This window comes from Niastella koreensis GR20-10 (assembly GCF_000246855.1).
GTDB classification, from domain to species: Bacteria; Bacteroidota; Bacteroidia; order Chitinophagales; family Chitinophagaceae; genus Niastella; species Niastella koreensis.
The window spans coordinates 1,365,069-1,382,417 of sequence record NC_016609.1; the positions used below are offsets into that span (position 1 = coordinate 1,365,069).

At 44.0% G+C, this 17,349-nt stretch carries 12 protein-coding genes; 5 read left to right on the top strand and 7 right to left on the bottom strand.

Features of this window, described 5'->3' with window-relative positions:
* Positions 1-53: 53 nt before the first annotated feature.
* Entirely contained in the window at positions 54-2,069 is a 2,016-nt protein-coding gene (locus NIAKO_RS05500; protein ID WP_242675487.1) for a T9SS type B sorting domain-containing protein, read from the bottom strand.
* 99 nt (positions 2,070-2,168) lie between these two features.
* On the bottom strand, positions 2,169-2,936 hold the full coding sequence (locus NIAKO_RS05505; protein WP_014217407.1) for a helix-turn-helix domain-containing protein: 768 nt from the start codon (positions 2,934-2,936) through the stop codon (positions 2,169-2,171).
* 246 nt (positions 2,937-3,182) lie between these two features.
* Between NIAKO_RS05505 and NIAKO_RS05510 the strand changes: the two genes are divergently transcribed.
* Complete coding sequence (locus NIAKO_RS05510; RefSeq protein WP_014217408.1) at positions 3,183-3,620, top strand: SRPBCC family protein; 438 nt, start codon at positions 3,183-3,185, stop codon at positions 3,618-3,620.
* On the opposite strand, the gene NIAKO_RS05515 is transcribed toward NIAKO_RS05510, so the two are convergent.
* Together NIAKO_RS05515 and NIAKO_RS05520 are read right to left on the bottom strand one after the other, a co-directional pair.
* Positions 3,617-4,366, bottom strand: coding sequence for a GNAT family N-acetyltransferase (locus NIAKO_RS05515; protein WP_014217409.1), 750 nt, complete (start codon positions 4,364-4,366; stop codon positions 3,617-3,619). The two genes, NIAKO_RS05510 and NIAKO_RS05515, sit on opposite strands and share 4 nt — an antisense overlap.
* Positions 4,367-4,385: 19 nt before the next feature.
* Complete coding sequence (locus NIAKO_RS05520) at positions 4,386-5,024, bottom strand: DUF2306 domain-containing protein (protein ID WP_014217410.1); 639 nt, start codon at positions 5,022-5,024, stop codon at positions 4,386-4,388.
* A 72-nt stretch (positions 5,025-5,096) separates the two neighbouring features.
* On the opposite strand from NIAKO_RS05520, the gene NIAKO_RS05525 reads away from it, so the two are divergent.
* Positions 5,097-5,867, top strand: coding sequence for a YARHG domain-containing protein (locus NIAKO_RS05525; protein WP_014217411.1), 771 nt, complete (start codon positions 5,097-5,099; stop codon positions 5,865-5,867).
* A gap of 77 nt (positions 5,868-5,944) precedes the next feature.
* Here NIAKO_RS05525 and NIAKO_RS05530 read toward each other — a convergent pair whose 3' ends face one another.
* The 3 genes from NIAKO_RS05530 to NIAKO_RS05540 all read right to left on the bottom strand — a co-directional run bounded on the left by NIAKO_RS05530 (position 5,945) and on the right by NIAKO_RS05540 (position 9,271).
* On the bottom strand, positions 5,945-8,065 hold the full coding sequence (locus NIAKO_RS05530) for a sensor histidine kinase (RefSeq protein ID WP_014217412.1): 2,121 nt from the start codon (positions 8,063-8,065) through the stop codon (positions 5,945-5,947).
* 205 nt (positions 8,066-8,270) lie between these two features.
* Positions 8,271-8,897, bottom strand: a complete 627-nt coding sequence (locus NIAKO_RS05535; RefSeq protein WP_014217413.1) for a response regulator — start codon at positions 8,895-8,897, stop codon at positions 8,271-8,273.
* A 140-nt stretch (positions 8,898-9,037) separates the two neighbouring features.
* Positions 9,038-9,271 carry a PAS domain-containing protein gene (locus NIAKO_RS05540; protein ID WP_014217414.1) on the bottom strand — a complete coding sequence of 78 codons (234 nt, stop codon included), beginning with the start codon at positions 9,269-9,271 and terminating at the stop codon, positions 9,038-9,040.
* A gap of 404 nt (positions 9,272-9,675) precedes the next feature.
* Between NIAKO_RS05540 and NIAKO_RS05545 the strand changes: the two genes are divergently transcribed.
* The 3 genes from NIAKO_RS05545 to NIAKO_RS05555 all read left to right on the top strand — a co-directional run bounded on the left by NIAKO_RS05545 (position 9,676) and on the right by NIAKO_RS05555 (position 17,336).
* Positions 9,676-10,062: a response regulator gene (locus NIAKO_RS05545; protein WP_014217415.1), complete on the top strand. Its 387-nt coding sequence runs from the start codon at positions 9,676-9,678 to the stop codon at positions 10,060-10,062.
* A gap of 516 nt (positions 10,063-10,578) precedes the next feature.
* A complete protein-coding gene (locus tag NIAKO_RS05550) occupies positions 10,579-11,808 on the top strand; it encodes a M48 family metalloprotease (RefSeq protein WP_014217417.1) in 1,230 nt (409 codons plus the stop codon).
* Between the two features lie 41 nt (positions 11,809-11,849).
* Positions 11,850-17,336, top strand: coding sequence for an AAA domain-containing protein (locus NIAKO_RS05555; protein ID WP_014217418.1), 5,487 nt, complete (start codon positions 11,850-11,852; stop codon positions 17,334-17,336).
* Positions 17,337-17,349 lie beyond the last annotated feature (13 nt).

Sequence of the window (17,349 nt, forward strand, 5' to 3'; positions counted from 1 at the left end):
AATTTTTTTCTGGCGGTTACACAATAAATTTATAACAGTTTTCTGGTGGTTAATTACTTGATTAATACGGTGGTTCCGCGCTTAAATACCTGCTCGCCCGTATCTCTCAAAGTATACCTGAGCAACCATACAAAGACGCCGCTTGATTGCATTTGTCCGTTTATCCGGCCATCCCATTTGTTCGTCCAGTTGTTGGTTCGGAAAACAATTTGTCCGTACCGGTTATAGATGATAAACTCCAGGTTAACAGCTTTCCAGGCATTGAGTGGATATAAATAGTCGTTATGGCCATCGCCATTGGGAGTAAATGCATTGGGTACAGTGATGTAGCAACTATATACTACTTTCATCTGGTTTACAGCGGTATCAAAGCAATGCAGGTTATTCTCAACAATAAGCCTTACCGGGTAGATCTTTGACCGGCCGCCGGTAACCTGGGGATAGGTTTCCGGCAGGGGATTTTGTAAAGTGCTGTTATCTCCGTTTCCGAAGTCCCAGTTCCAGGATATTATCCTGCCAATACTACTATCGGTAAAAGTTGCCTTGTCTTCGGGGCATAATACTTCAGGAAAGCCAAATTTCGCCTGCAGTGTGTTATCAAGATAAACTGTTGCCGTAGCACTGTCCCTACACACCCCATTGGAGACGGTAAGGTTGATCTGTTTGGGGCCAAAGACCCTGAAGATGAAAGTTGGGTTTTGTGCGGTGCTGCTGCTTTCGTTATTAAAAACCCAGTTCCATTGGTTTACATTGTTGGCTCCACTGTGAAAGAAATGAACCGTATCGGCTTTGCACCCGTATTGGAGCTGATAAGTGAAATCGGCATTTACAGTGTCGGCGGTTGCAAAGGGCAGGGTAGCGCCTGCAGGTGTTTGCTGGCCGCATTCATCGATGATGGTATTGCCATCGGTACCCGGTTGCAGGGTTATCTGGTAATTACCTGCAGCTTGTATGGGGGCTGACAGTTGTACAAAAATAGAAGTTGTGACGCCATTTACGCAATTGCCGCTGGCGCCGGTTATAGTTATGGGGGTAGTGCCGGTAATTGAAAAATCACTGCCATTGGCTGCAATAGAAGCGCAGTTGATAGGCCGGCGAAATACCAGTTCCAGTTTATTGGGGGCGCAGCCCACAGGTTTTATACTATCCATTGGAGTGGGCTGAATAGGGTCAACCACAAATGAAGTGTTATTACCCACCGGAACCGAATTGTTACAGTTATCCAGCAGGGTATTTCCGTCTGAACCACTTTTTACAGAAATGGTATAGTTGCCAGGTGGCAATGCATTGCTCATGGTGAGCACCACGGTGTCCATATCAAAACTATTGCTGCAACCAGCGCCGGTAGCAGAAACAATAGTGGCGGCGGCTGGCGAAAGGGTGAAATCACTGGCATTGGTGGCCAGGCTGTTGCATTTAATTTTTTTATTCATCTTAATGGTTACGGTAACACCACCGCAACCGGCCCAGCTTTTTTCTATTTTAGGTTGCAACGGATCGGTAATAACACCGGTTCCACCTCCGAATGATAATTTATATCCGCTTTGTGAATCGGTAAAATGGCTAACCAGCAGCAGGTAAGTATGCCCCTGCACAATGGTAGGCATGGTGCTGAATGAGTTCTTATGATTGGCAGGGTCAGAAGAGCATTGAATAAAATTCACCCCCGCATTGGAAGCACCGGTTAACCCAAAGGTGCCGGCCCAGTTGCCGGTAACAACCAGGGAGGGATCGGTAAACACGTCGTCGGGATTATGACCGGTTATGTCGTATAACATCCAGTCGTAATCGTCGCCTAAGTCGTTTGGCGTAACCAGGAAACCCAGCGTGCCCGTTTGAAAGCAGGTGAAACGATACCAGAAGGGATTTTTATCAGAATAACCAGCGCCATCATTACAACCCGGAACTGTAATGCTATGGGTTCTGCAAATAGGTACATTTTGTTGTGAAAAGGTGTCAACGCCGCAAACAGGAAAGGCGGAAGCGGGAGTTTGGCCCAGGGTAGTGCAGTCTTGTGCCCACAGGTTATTACACATTAGCAAAACCACAACCAACCCTAATAGTCTCATAAGCATATGACGATTGACCCCAAAAAATATGGTAACGTTGCAACATAATGAAATATTGAACGCTATCCTGTTAATAAATAGCGATTGTCGTCAGTTAATTTACCACAATGGCGGCGCCTTGAAAAAATCGTGCGGGGTTTGCCCTGTAAACGCCCTGAAATCTTTTATAAAGTGTGCCTGATCGTAATAACCTGCCGAATAGGCTGCTTCGGTAAAACTGATAGCATCCGTATAGTTTTCGATCAGGTTTTTCAGGCGAATGATAGCTGCAAAATGTTTGGGTGAAGTACCGGTGATCTTTCTGAATCGCTTTTCAAAGGGATCGCGGCTGATGGGCAAACTGGCCAGTAGTTCTTTTACTTTAATATCACCTTTTGAGCCCTTGATCTTTTGTATAGCTTCGCTTACCAGTACATCTGATTGCGTATGTTTAAGCTCAGATAACAGGAACCGTTCTACAATGAGTATACGCTGGTTGTTGTTATAGGCAGCGGCCAGTTCTTCTTCTACCGCACACACCTTACCACGCTGAACCAGGTGATCGAGCGACACACTGATGCTGCCCAGTTCATGCATAGGTTCTTTAAAAAATGCGGCGGCGCCGCCTTCTTTAAAGATCACCAACAGGTTACTGGTGTCTTTTGCATAATCTACCAACCGGCTCGAATTCCGGATGCCCGAGATAACCGATTGCGCCAGATTATTTGTGACGCCATTATCAGCATAAGACACCTGCCCGCGAAGTCGGAACGCAATTACAATGGAAGTATCGGGTAAGATCCGGTTCACCATTCCCTGGTCACATTCAATGATCAGAAAATGTTTAATATACGGTTGCAAAACAGGAGAAGGAAGGAATTGTGCCATGTGTTGTCTGGTATTCAGTAACAAATCTACAACTTGCCGATCCCTTAGCCCAACCGTTTAACAGGTAAAAAGGTTCAAAAATAGCTTTGGTAACCGGATGGTTACTTATATATTTGCAACCGGATGGTTACGTAACCGGAATGTAACCATCAGCCTGTACGTACCGGCAAACAAATTGAAGTTTACCAAATGGAGATAGTACGCTTTTACAACCAATTGTAAACGCAAATCAAAAAAACTAATAGCATGCAAAACGAACCATTGATCGTTGAGCGCACGTATAATGCGCCGGCCGACAAAGTGTGGCAGGCCATTACCGATTTAGATCAGATGCGCCAATGGTATTTTAAACTGGCCGCATTCAGGCCCGAACCTGGTTTTGAATTTCAGTTTGAAGGCGGCCCCAAAGGAGGACCAACGTACTTACATAAATGCCGGGTAACGGAAGTAGTGCCTGGTAAAAAATTACAATACAGCTGGCGATACGACGGTTTTGACGGCAATTCTTTTGTAACATTTGAATTGTTTGCGGAAGGAGATAAAACCAGGGTGAAATTGACCCATGAAGGCCTGGAAACGCTGGCGGCTGCCAACAAGGATTTTGCAAGAGAGAATTTTATGCAGGGATGGACATCTATCATTGGTACCAACCTGAAAAATTTTGTAGAAAAGGTAACTGTTTAAATAGTACCACCATTTTTGATATCGCCTTTTAATCTGAAGCCGCAGGGTTTCATCCCGGCTTTTATTAAAGTGGCCTTGGATGCATTGTTACTGATATTGCAACGGGCGGCGGGAACCCGGCCCATGCGATAGATCTCTTTTTTCAGTTCCTGTACGAGTAAACTGCCGAGCCCACGCTGCCGGCAGTTTTCTTTTACATCCATATAAATATCCGCATACGGAAAATTATAGTTAAGCATGAACCCGCCATTGGCCACCACTTCGCTGTGTTGTACGAGATAGTAACCACCCACATCGGCGCCGTTATTTTCTTCTTTTTGATTTCTGCCAAAATGTACGCCGGGCAATTGAAAATTAGTTTGAACATGGTCTTCAAACAGAATGGCTTCTGCATAAATGTTCTTGGCAAACTCATACAGCATACCGGTTAACAACAGATCGTTGCTCTGGCATTCGATCTGTTTGGTGCCTGAGGTTGAAATAAAATCATGGAATATGGAGCTTACATATTTTCTGTATGGCGGCAGCACGTAGAATTCAAAAATCGTATCACGGTCTTCTCTTTTATCAGAACCCCATACAGCCCCGTAACCAATGCGCGCTTCGTTGGAAATAAATTCATATACGTCGGCCCAGCCATAATAATGGCATTTATCATATATGAACTGAAAATTATTTTCCTGCAGGAATATTTGACGAAAATCTTTTATGTCTGCCGACTGTATTTTAACGAGCTGTATCTGCATGACCAAAAGTTAGCTATTTTCAGGCAACTGCTATTTCATTTTTATTTCTTTTCCTTCTGATCAGCCATTCTATAAAAAGTAAGTTGGGCACAAACCCCATCCAGGCAACGATCATATAGGCATTCAATGGGCGCAGATGAAACAGGGCAATAAGCAGCCACTTCCAGGCCCTTAAGGTAACGGCCGACAGCGTCAACGCATAACTTCGTTGCATCCATTCTTTATGAGCGGTGAATTGCTTTTTCATGGCTGATTGCCATGCTTTGGCTGTAGTAACAATCCATAAAATAGCCAGGGTGGTGAAGGCAATGCGGGAAGAAATACCGCCATTGGCCAGCAGGGCCATAATGAACGAGGCCGGACCTGTGATAAATAATACATCAACAACATAGAGTTTTCCTATAACACGATGCAGTTTTTTGTAATGCGACAACAGGTATGAAGAAAACTGCGTGAACCCTGCTATCAATACGAACATAGAAGAAAATACATGTACAAAAAAAGCGATGCGCCAGGGAATGATGTCGATGTAGTCCTGTTTTATTTGTAAAAAAGCCGCGTCCAGGCGAACGGGCAGGTATTGCAGGGTAATTCCCAGCATCAGGGCCGAAAAAAAAGCCAGCAGTAACAGCAACAGGTAATTACCATACACACGCATAACCTTAAAAGTAATAAATAGCCATTTGTTTGTCAACCCAAAATGTTTATTTTGTTTTTCAAATAACCAGTAATGACCCCCAAAAACCTTTTATTATTTGCCCTTACAGCTACAGTGAGCTTCACCGCCTGTAATAACAAACCGGCTGATAAACCGGTTAAATCGGAAACCGCCCCAATAGGATCTGCCGCTTTATTGTCACAACCTTTATCTGCTGTGACCGGTAGCTGGACAGGGATGTTTGAACCAGACGGAAGTGATTCAACTGCAGGTTTGGCCAACAAAATAACGGTGTTTATTGCACAGCTCGCAGATGGTAACATAAGTGGTTATAGTGTTTGCGCTGGTAATGAACGGCCTTTTAGCGGCAATTATGAAGAGCAGAAGGGCATCATTAAAGCTACTTTGAATGAGCCGGGTAATAATAAATACGATGGCGTGTTTGAGCTGGAGATTAATAAAGAAAATAAGAACCTTACCGGTAAATGGACCCCTTTTAATAAAGCATTAACGGGCAGGCATTATACCCTGGAAAGAAAGAATTTTAAGTATGACCCCTCGGAGGGTGAGCAGCCTAATGCGTCAGCACGTTTGTTGAGTGCTAACGATGTAAATAATCTGCTTAAAGATGAATTGCGGTATATGCGGAATGAGATCTATGCCCGGCATGGCTATTCCTTTAAACTTAAAGAGGTGCGTCAGATGTTTGACTCCCGGGATTGGTATATGCCTGTTTCAACAGACGTGCGCAAAAAATTAACGCCTATTGAAGTCAGGAATGAAAAGATGATCAAGAACTTTGAAAAATACGCCGAAGAGTCATATGACGATTACGGACGATAATAAAGGCAAATGGCAGAGGGCAGAGGGCAAAGAACGCAGCGCGGCAGCGCAACTTCTTCCTTCTGCCCTTTGCCTTTTTATGATTTAGGGATGGTCACTTTTAACCGGCAACCGCAACCAGGCGATGATTGCAGATCGACGGTTCCATTATATAAAGTGGTTCTGTCGTAAATATTCGATAGGCCGATGCCCTTTGTTTTTTTCAGCGGACAAAATCCCACGCCATCGTCCTGTACAATAAGTTCAATACCCGTGCCGGTACTTATTAATTGAATGGTTACTTTGGTAGCCTTGCTGTACTGAATGGTATTTTTTAACTGCTCCTGAACTATCCGGTACAGGGCAATCTTTTTTCCTTCAGAGATATCATCGGTCCATTGTTTATGGCACTGGAATTTGATCTTGAAAGAACAGGTCTTTCTCAGGTCTTTAACCAATTCACTGATACTATCGGCCAGGGTCTTTTCTTTCAGTTTAGGCAACACCATTTCCCTTGAAATGGTTTGTATATCGGCAATGGCCATGTCGAGCGATTCTACCACTTTCTTCGCTATTTCCTTATTCGCCGCTTCACTGGGTTTTAAAAGCCCCATATACAATTTGGCCACCAGCAGCAACTGGTTGATGTTGTCGTGCAGTTCCTGCCCGATACGGGTGCGTTCTTTTTCCTGTGTATCTATGATGCTCTTGGCAATTTCCTTCTGGTGTTTGATCTTTTCCTGCAACAACAGGTTCTCGAGCTCTTTTATTTCAGTAAGATCGAGTAAGGACCCGATAAGCTTTACCGGTTTTTCATTTTCAAATACAACAATACCCCGGTCGCGAACCGTTCTGTAGGCGCCGTTGAGGTATTTGAGCCGGTATTCCCACTGCCAGCTGGCAACTTTACTACGCAGCAGGTTGGCAACATTTAATTCAACCCGTTCTTTATCCTCGGGGTGAATGCGATTGTACCACCAGTTCTTGGCAATGGTGTCTTTATCGGGAGAGCCCAGGAGTTCGATCAATGGCTTGCTGCGGAATACCTGGTTCGATTTCAGGTCCCATTCCCAAATGGCGTCTGTGGTTACCTGGGTTAAGCGGATCAATCGTTCATTGGCCCGGGCAATTTCCTCATGCACATTGTACCCAAAAGTAATGTCCATGGCTTCGCCGCCCAGCAGTCGTTTGTTGGTTTTATGCGGAACCGGGAAAATGTTCACCAAAAAATAGCAGGTTGTTCCTTCTGCCAGGGGATGCTTATAAATCTTTTTATGTGCAACACCTGTTGCCAGCACCTTGCGGTGTTCTTTTTCAAAGATGTCAGTAAAGAAAGGGGGGATTACTTCTGCCGCTTTTTGGTTCAATGCGTTTTCTGTTAAGCCCAGAAAGCGAAGAAAAGCCGGGTTGGCAAAAATAAGCCGCTCGTGATCATCGATCAGCCAGGTCATGGCTGAAGTAAGATTTAAAAATCCTTTCTGGAATAATTCTTTGTCGCTGGCATGCGGTTCTTTATGCCAGGGCAATTCGTTGATAAGGGCAACAAATGAAAAGGGGACGGAGCTGGTCTCATCAAAAAGTGGATAGAAGGCAAATTGTAACCATTTACTGTCGGGACTATCGGCACGCATTTCAATTACCTGCTGGTAAGGCTTGCCCCCCAGTAAAGTTTTCATAAGGGGAGAGTTTTCAAAGGATATTGGATCAGTAAATATTTTAAAGGAACTGCAAAAGTCGGCCAGCTGTGGATTGTTCAGCAGGCTTTCAGGATTGGTGTTTAAGAAGGTGGCGGCTTTATCGTTAGCATCTACTACATGACCCTGACAGTCGAGTACCAGGATGCCGGGTGTGGGTGTATGGGTTGGTTTTTCGGGATCTGTTTTATAACCCAGGCAAATAAAAAGTTCCGGGTTGTTTGCTGCAGCTTTTAACCGGGCAATACGCCAGTTGGCTTTATGAACCATGCTATTCAGCAGGTTCATCTTTAAATAGGAGGGGTTAGCGGTAAATCCCGCCTTTTGCAAAGCATCTTTTAAAAGCTCTGCACCGACAGGTGAAAGGAAATTATAAAAGAGATTTGTTGAAGGAATGTTTTTTTCAAAATGCAGGCATTGCGCCAGCTGGTCATTGGCATATTGAATGAGGCCATGATCATTAATGATGGCGAAATAATAGTCTTCATAGGTATCTGCAATCGTTACTTTATCATCTTCAGTCATACGGGCTACGGGTTTAAAATCTCACGTGATATTAATGGTACGTTTACTTTGCTATTCCAGTTCTGCCATCAGGTATAGCAATACTTTGTATCAAAATTAACATATCGGATTTGTTTTAATGAATAGTGATTGTATGTTTATTCTGTAATAATTGATTAATTCGGCTTGTAGTATAATTACTACAATTGTGCAAACGATTGATTAACTAAATCAGTTTTTTCTCCAGCGCATACCGGATAAGATCCGCATTTGTTTTAAGGTTCATTTTTACAAGAATACGGGCCCTGTAAGTACTGATGGTTGTAGTACTAAGCGAAAGATTGTCGGCAATATCAGAAATCGATTTGCCGGAGACCAGTAATTTGAAAACATCAAATTCTCTGTCAGATAAACGTTTATAAGGTTCCGGCAGGCTTTCTTCTTCGAGTTTTGTGGCCAGGTTTTCAGCCAGTGAAGGCGTAATATATTTTTTGCCGGTCAAAATCCTTCTTATTGCATTTACCAGCTCATCGTGGGCAAGGTCTTTACTGCAATAACCAGATGCCCCTGCTTTCAATGCCCGGATGGCATATTGTTCTTCGGGGTGCATGCTTAAAATAAGTACCGGCAGGCGGGGGTGCAAAAGACGGATCTGCTGCAATGCCTCCAAACCACTACGTCCGGGCATTGAAATATCGCTTATAATTACATCCCATTGGCCGTCATTGGCTTTCTGCACTAATTCTTCGGCATTGGCGCATTCTTCAATTTCTACAAAGGGGTATTCCTCCAATAAGATCTGTTTTAACCCTTTGCGAACTATCGCATGATCATCGGCAACCAGTACTTTCATGGTTCAGGTTATTTAATCAATCAGGTTGTATGTATACCTGTATAAACAGGTAGTTTTATTTATTTAATGGTCTAACAATACTGTACTTCATAAACGGATCAGGGGTTGCTTTTATGATCCGTTTAAGAGATTGGGCAATATTATCCAAAGCCTTCGCCTTCATCAGGAACAGGCAGGCTGTTTGTTTTTAAAGAAGTTGGAACAAGGAAAGAAATGGATTGCCCCGGTATATCCTGTTGATTGTAAACGAACAATGCCGAAGCAGCCGCGTTGCAGGCGGTAATGGCAAAGCCAGGATCAGTAAATTTAGCCGCTTCACCGACAAGCTGAATCAGGAGCTGACTGGTGGATTGATTGGGGAAATCGTTTTCCATATGTTTATTGGTTGCATAAACACTCAGTTCACACAATTACCTTTCATAGAAAACGATTCATCGCAAGATTAGCTCATAATTTTTAAATAGCAATATTCGGCCATGCGATTGTGGATAACCAGCCCCCGTTCCTGAATAACTTACAAGTGTTACCATGACATTAATGGCTGCAGGTAAATGAAAACATTTATTTTGATGGAGTGATTTTATTGGTTTGCCGGTTTATACCTGCTGTATCTTTTTGTCATCCTGTAAAGCGATTTATATTTGATCCATCAAACGATCCTACCATTGATCCGAAAAAGGAACCTCCTTCCTTCGAATGATTGCCCTGATAAACCCTGTTAAATCCGGCGCCTGTATTCGTACGCCAAAAGAAACCAACCAATCTAATTATTTTAATTATGAACAGTTTAGGAACTAAGGTAGCACTGGTAGATGATTCCCCGGTTTTCAGGAACGGGATACATGAAATCCTCAGATTATGGGGATACGAAGTGGTACTGACTGCCATTAATGGTAAAGACCTGCTGAGACAATTAACTACAGCAAACGCCCCCGATATTTGCATTACCGACATCAATATGCCGGTTATGAATGGCTATGAAACTATTGCTGCCCTGAAGGAAAAATGGCCCGGCATCAAGATCATTGCATTTTCAATCACCAACAATACCTGCGAAGAAATGCAGGCCATTCAGGCAGGCGCCCATGCTTTTGTTTCAAAAACAGGCTCCATAATCGAATTACAAAAGGTTTTGCAGGATATGCAGCAACCGGCCGGGATCTGATTAAATAAATTGTGGGAAAATATCTTCTTCTGAGGAGGTAGTCTGCTTTAAACTTTCACAAAAACAAACCTTCTATTACGTTTATCCCTGTTTGAACCTGAACAGGGTTCACCAGGCGCATGCTCTTGTTACAAGTAGCGGCGTTCGGGGGGCTACAATCTGATATCATAAATAAAGATCACCCTGGTAAAAATCGCAGCTCCCCCGTGCGCGTATTGCTACTTTCTTTACTGCTTTGAAGATAAGTGCTGAAATTTTATCGTCTCTAACTAATAGGTGAAATGAAAGAATTGATCGGGGAAAAGCCGGTTTTTTTCTTTTAATGAATGTCGATTTCCAAAAATATTCTTAATATCAGTTGAGGGCCAAATAAATAATGTGGCGATGCGTTTCGGTAAAAAGGGCATAGTATTTGAAATTATTACGGGTTCGCCTCTCTTCCCTTTCTAATATCCTGTGCAGTAGGTTGTACATCGTCCCAAGATATTTATTCTTTTATACTATATATATCAATATATGCTACAAGCGCTTCCATATCACCTGAAAGTCCGGGATCATTTTGCTCTGCAAACGAAAACGTGGAATTTTTTTGCTGCGGTCAACACAAAAGAAGAGCAACTGGCCCAGTACAAAACAGAATTGTTAAAGAATACTTACAAATTTGATGTTAAGGCAGATGCCGCCATTTATGAAAAAGTTGAAAAGGCCAAAGCATTATTAGGGCTTGAACAACTACCCGTTACAGTTTACCAGGCGCAATACACCGATGAAATGAATGCAAGCATTGTTTTTCTGAACAATGAAGCACATATTGTTTTCAGCGGTCGTATAACCCAGTTATTAGATGAGAATGAATTGCTGGCTATTCTGGCGCATGAACTTACCCATGTGAAATTGTACAGTACACTACAGGGTGAATTGGAAACTGCCGAACGCATTATAATGGCAATTGCCGGTAACTATCACAGTGAGCCTGCCTATTATGAAACAGCCCGTTTATACAGGCTATACACCGAAATATATTGCGACCGTGGCGCCTATACGGTAACAGGTGATACCGGCCCGGTAATTACATCGCTGGTAAAAATAGCAACCGGGTTGGATAAGATAAGTGCAGAGAGCTATGCAAAGCAGGCGGAAGAAATTTTCTCCACTGCCAGTGGTGTGAAGGCGGCTACTGTTTCTCACCCTGAGAATTTTATCAGGGCCCGGGCTATTCAGCTTTGGCATGAGAAAAAAGAAGCGGCCGAAGAAGAGATTATAAAAATGATAGAGGGAGCTACCGACCTTGACCAGCTGGATGTTTTTAAACAACAGGAACTTTTACAGTTCACCAGGAAGTTCATACAATTATTATTAAAACCTGACTGGTTCCGCAGTAATCTTGTTACCAACCTGGCCAAACAATATTTTGCTGATTTCTCCTATGACGAAGAGGTTATGTCCGATGAACAATTTATAGAAGCGATCAGCAGCTCGCATGCCGGGATAAAAGATTACCTGGGTTACATTATGCTTGATTTTGCCCTGGTTGATGGCTCCCTGGAACAGATACCCTTTGGCTGGGCCTTTCAGTTTGCCGAAACCGTTCAGTTGGCAGCTATTTTTGACGCTATTGTTAAAAAGGAATTACAACTGAGCGATAAAAAAATGCAGCAGCACAAGCAAAAAACAATGGCTGCCTGGTATAAGCTACAAGAAGGCGAGAAGGAGCAGGTGGTGCTTGAAGACGACGCTACTGCCTGATCAAATCCCATTAATACCATATAGATCTCAATTTATTGATTATGTCAATACAGGTTCAATCATTCAGACAATTTCTGAAAACAGCATTCGACAATGGTGATTATGCAACAGACGATGTTATCGCATTCGTACTACCGCTCTGTAAAGAGGTGATCGGCTTTCATGAAGCCGGCCTTGTTGCGCCATTTGAAAATGAAAACGCCCTGTTTATTACCGATAACCGCATGGATATCGATGAACGGGCGGCGCACAAACCAATGAATGCAATAGGGAAAGTAATAGCCTTGTTTGAAAGACATAAATCCCGCCATTTTGAACCAGGCGGTGCCGCCAAACCGGGAATAGAAATCGATGATAGCGCCGTATCGGTGGAAAATGTAAGGATCCACCTGAATGGCAATGAAACGTTGTCGTTCCCGGCTTATATGCCCGGTTACCGTTGTTTTGAAGTGAACCTGGGCCACCATGATGAACTGACCGATATTTTTTGTTTGGGTTGTGTATTAGGCAGTATGGCCCTGGGATTGAACCTGTATGAAGAAAAGGACCTGGCCTTGTTTGCAAAATACCGCAGCAATCCCATCCTGTACAACCATCGTATCCACCCCACCATCAGTGCACTCATTGCTGAAATGACGGAACTCAGCCGCCAAAAACGGGTGCAGGACCTGTATGATATCGTAAACAGGTTGCAACATTACCGGGATTATGACCCCGAGAAAGAAACCGACTTAAGCAATATTGCCGGCTGGATCAATAAATCACTGACCAACCGTAACCAGCTTATTTTAAACAAGCTTCGCAACCGGCTATTCGACACCAGCAGACGGAACCGGTTATTGTATTACAAACCGAATATGCGGTTTGTAAACCTTACGGTAAGCAGTGTGCCCATGGTGCTGCATTATCAAAGCATTCGTCCGGAATTATTATTTACCTGGAACAAGGATATTGCCGACCGCGTAACCGGCATGAAGGAAATTGTGTTGAACAAATACCTGCGGTTTGAAGATCACCTGTATTTACCTTCTTCGCTCGATAAAATACGCATAGAGGCCCAGCGCGACATCCAGGAGTATGGGTTCAGCCAGCTGAAACTGGTTATTGTGTACCTGAACTGGCACAACCTGAAAGAGGATGCAGAAGAGCGCATTCAAAGCCCTTTATTACTGGTGCCTGCGGAAGTGAAGAAGAACAAGAAACTAAAGGAAGACCATTATGTGTTAAAGATCACCGATAATGTGGCGGAAGTAAACCCGGTGCTGGCCAGTTACCTGAAAGAGTTATATGGCATTGAACTGCCCGATTATGTGGACCTGGATGAAATGAGCCCGGAGCAATTCTATCAATTATTAAAAGGTCAGATTGATGCCGCCAACCAGGGCATTGTGCTGAATTATATTCAAAAGCCCCGCATTCGCCTGGTGCATAATGCAGCCAAGCAAACGGTAACCAATTTTAAAAAGCGGTTACAACGTTCGGGCAAACAGTTGAACAGTTATAAAGATGTTGGCTACAGCTATCAGCAGGAGCAATATAAACCGCTGGGGCTTGAAATATTCCGGCAAAAAGTGGAACCCAAACAAGGTTTCCTGGAATCGCTGGGGCATGAAGAGGCCCGCATTGTGCCTTCGCAGTTAACCGAAAGCATAGCCGATAAACGCCGCCCAACATTTGAATTATCAGAAAGCGAGGGCAATCCCTACAGCTGGGACTTTGATATGTGCAACATTGTGCTGGGCAATTTCAATTATAAGAAAATGAGCCTGGTGCGGGATTACAATTTCGTGATCGATAACCAGGTGCCCAATGAAGTGTTTGAACAACTCTTCAGCAGCAAACCCAAGCCAACCAGTGATACCAAACAAAACTGGAACAGTACTGACGATTGGTACCACGTAATTACTGCCGACCCAACTCAAACAAGGGCCATCTTAAAAAGCAGGGAAAAAGAAAGTTACATTATTCAGGGCCCGCCCGGAACCGGTAAAAGCCAAACGATCACCAACCTGATCGCCGATTTTGCCGCCCGTGGCCATAGCATTTTATTTGTGTGCGAAAAGCGTGCTGCCCTGGATGTGGTGTACCATCGCCTGAAACAACAGGGGCTTGATGAATTGTGCTGTTATATTCACGACAGCCTGGGCGATAAAAAAGAGTTCATCAGGAACCTGAAAGAAACCTACGAAGATTTCACCAAAAATAAAATGGACCTGGAAAGGATCCAGAGTAGCAGGGATGCTTTATTAAAACAAACCAATGAGCAGCTGGAAATGTTGAAACAATTCCATGCTACGCATACTGCCATTCCCGAACAGGCCGGCATTGAATTCAGAAAACTGCTGGAGCGGGTAGTGGAGTTGAAAGAGCACCTCATCGTTCGTCCGGCAAAACAAACAGATGCATTGCCACATTATAAAGAGTGGCTGGAGTTTGGCAGCGTTATTCAGCAATTGAGCAATGCGCTGGAAGAAACGGGTGCAGAACCCACTTTTGCAGAACATCCGTTCAGTAAGATAAATGAAAACATCTTCAGCAATGAGAACCCCGAAACAGTGCTGGAAAACCTGTTGTTGCATTCCCGCAACCTGCTTACTGATATTACTGCAGTAGTGAGGGATAATAATATTCCACCCGAACATACCAATCGCCTGGAGCAGATAAAGAACCTGGTGAGTGTAGCTATAGTGTTGAATCCCCTGGCAGAAACAGATAGCCTGGCGCTGGTTGATGAAGGCAATGAGCAGGCCCGCAAGTTTGACAAAGGCGTTCATTTGTACAAACAGCAGCAACAGCATTATGAGCAGATCAGGGAACGGAATAAAAACTGGAAACAAAGGCTGAGCGAGCAGGATATGCTGGCCGCCATTCCCTTAGCTGCCAAATATGAAGAATCGTTTTTCAAATTCCTGAACAGCAAATGGAACCGGCTGAAGAATAAGATCGATGAATGCTACGATTTCAGTCAGCATGCGGTACATCCCGGTTATGCTACTGTATTGCAACAATTGAAAGAAGAATATGATGCTGCCAATATGGTGGCCATGGAACGCCATTTTCTGCAACAGCAGTATAAAGTTGATAATGTAGACCTCACCCATTTAAGTATAGAACGCATCAGGGCCAGAAAGGGTGATAAAGAGATCGATTATTTATTGCATCATGCAGAGGCCAATCAACTGGTAACAAAGTTGAGTAAGCTCAATAACAACATGCAAAAGCTGCAAACCCAGTTACAGCAATGTTTGAATGATTATGATACCAAACCGGTGAGCGATATTTACGATGAACTGGAAAGCATCAGCATGAATGCAGAAAGCCTGCGTGATCTGTTGCCTGCATTGCGCGAATATTCAGAGCTGCCCAGTTCGGTAAAAGATGTGCTCAGGAACATACCGGTTACCCCCTTACAGGCAGAGGCCGGCATGGCCAGTAAAACCCTGTCGCACATTTACCACCAGAATAAGGTATTTGCCAATACCGATATGCACGCCATTGAAAAGGCGGTGCGGCAAATACAACATTGCTACAAACAATTGCTGAAGGTAAATGCTGATTACATCAGGGCTACAGTACGGCAACGCTTTTTGCATAATGTAGAACTGAGCAATATCGCCAGCAGTCAGCTTACGCCGGAGCAACGCGAGTTTAAAAAGAATTATACCGAAGGCCGTAAAATACTGGAAAACGAATTCAATAAAAGCATCCGGTTCAAGAGTATCAGGGAGCTTTCCGGAAAAGAAAGCGGCCTGGTGTTAAAAGACCTTAAATCGGTATGGCTGATGAGCCCGTTAAGTGTGAGCGACAGTTTACCGGTTGATATAGATTTCTTTGATGTGGTGATCTTTGACGAAGCCAGTCAGATCACGCTGGAAGAAGGGATCCCGGCATTGTACCGCGCCAAACAAACCATTATTGTGGGTGATGACAAACAAATGCCGCCTACCAACTTCTTTGCCGTGCGTACAGAAGATCCTGACGACCTGGAAGTGTACAATGATAATGACGAGGATGAATTATTAAGTAATGATGCCGACAGCCTGTTGATACAGGGCGCCAGAAAACTGGGTAACGTAATGCTGGGCTGGCACTACAGAAGCCGGTTTGAGACCCTGATCAGCTTTAGCAACCACGCTTTTTATGAAGCGAACCTGCTTACCATTCCTGATAAGACCATCCATCATACCGAGAAGAAATCGATAGAGATAACAAAACCACAGGAAGCTGGCAAACATGTGGATGCTTTATTTGACCGCAGTATCAGCTTCCATTTTCTGCCCAATAGTGTTTATGAAAAACGCATCAATACCGATGAGGCGGATTATATAGCTTATATGGTGAAAACCCTGCTGCAAAAGAAGGTGAAGGAAAGCATAGGTATTGTAGCCTTTAGCCAGGAACAACAGGAAGCCATTGAAAACGCATTGACAAACCTGGCCTCGAAAGACAAAACCTTTGAACAGCAGTTGGAAGATGCCTGGAGCCGCACGGAAGAGGACCAGTTTATCGGCTTGTTTGTAAAGAACCTGGAGAATGTGCAGGGCGATGAACGCGACATCATCATCATGAGCGTGTGTTATGGTTTTGATTCCCGCAAAAAGATGATCATGAATTTCGGTCCTATCAATAAGAAGGGCGGCGAAAAAAGATTGAATGTGATCTTCAGCCGGGCCAAGAAACACATGGCTGTGGTGAGCAGTATCCGGCACCATCATATCACCAATGAATACAACGAAGGCGCCAATTACTTCAAACGCTTTTTGCAATATTCTGAACTGGTAAGCTGTGGTGATATGCGTTCGGCCCGCACTATCCTGGATAGCCTGGTGCTGCATAAAAAAGAAAGATCAAAGATCAAGGCGGATAATATCATTCTGCAACAGATAAAGGAACAACTGGAGAAAAAGGGATACGAGGTGGCAGAACAGGTTGGTCAGTCGGATTTCAAATGCTCCCTGGCGGTGAAAGCAAAACCTACCGATACCACCTATAGTCTGAGTATTTTGCTGGATGACGACCGGCATTATAAAAATGAAAACCTGCTGGAACAATACTATCAGCGGCCGGCCATTCTGCAAACTTTCAACTGGCGAACCATAAACGTATTTGCGAAAGACTGGTTAAATCAGCCCGATAAAGTGCTGGAACTGATCATAAAACGCCTGCACCAGGAAGCAGGGCAGGAGGAGGAAAAAGCAGCCGATGCGCATGAAATACTGGGGGGCGATGCAATCATTGAACCTGCAGACGAAGAAACTCCCATTACGCCGGTTTCTGCAGAACCAGCCGCGCCGGCAACCCCGTATGATCATTTAACTTTTCACCGGCTTGTTAATTCAGAAGGAGAGAACAGCCGCTTCTGGGAAGCTGCACTGGATGGTTGTAAACTGATCGTTCGTTATGGCAGGGTGGGAACAAAGGGGCAGGTGCAGGTAAAAACATTTGCCAAGGAAACTACCGCGCAACTGGAAAAAGATAAACTGATAAAAGAAAAAGCAAATAAGGGATACAAGGCAACATGGCTTTGAGGAAATAACCATG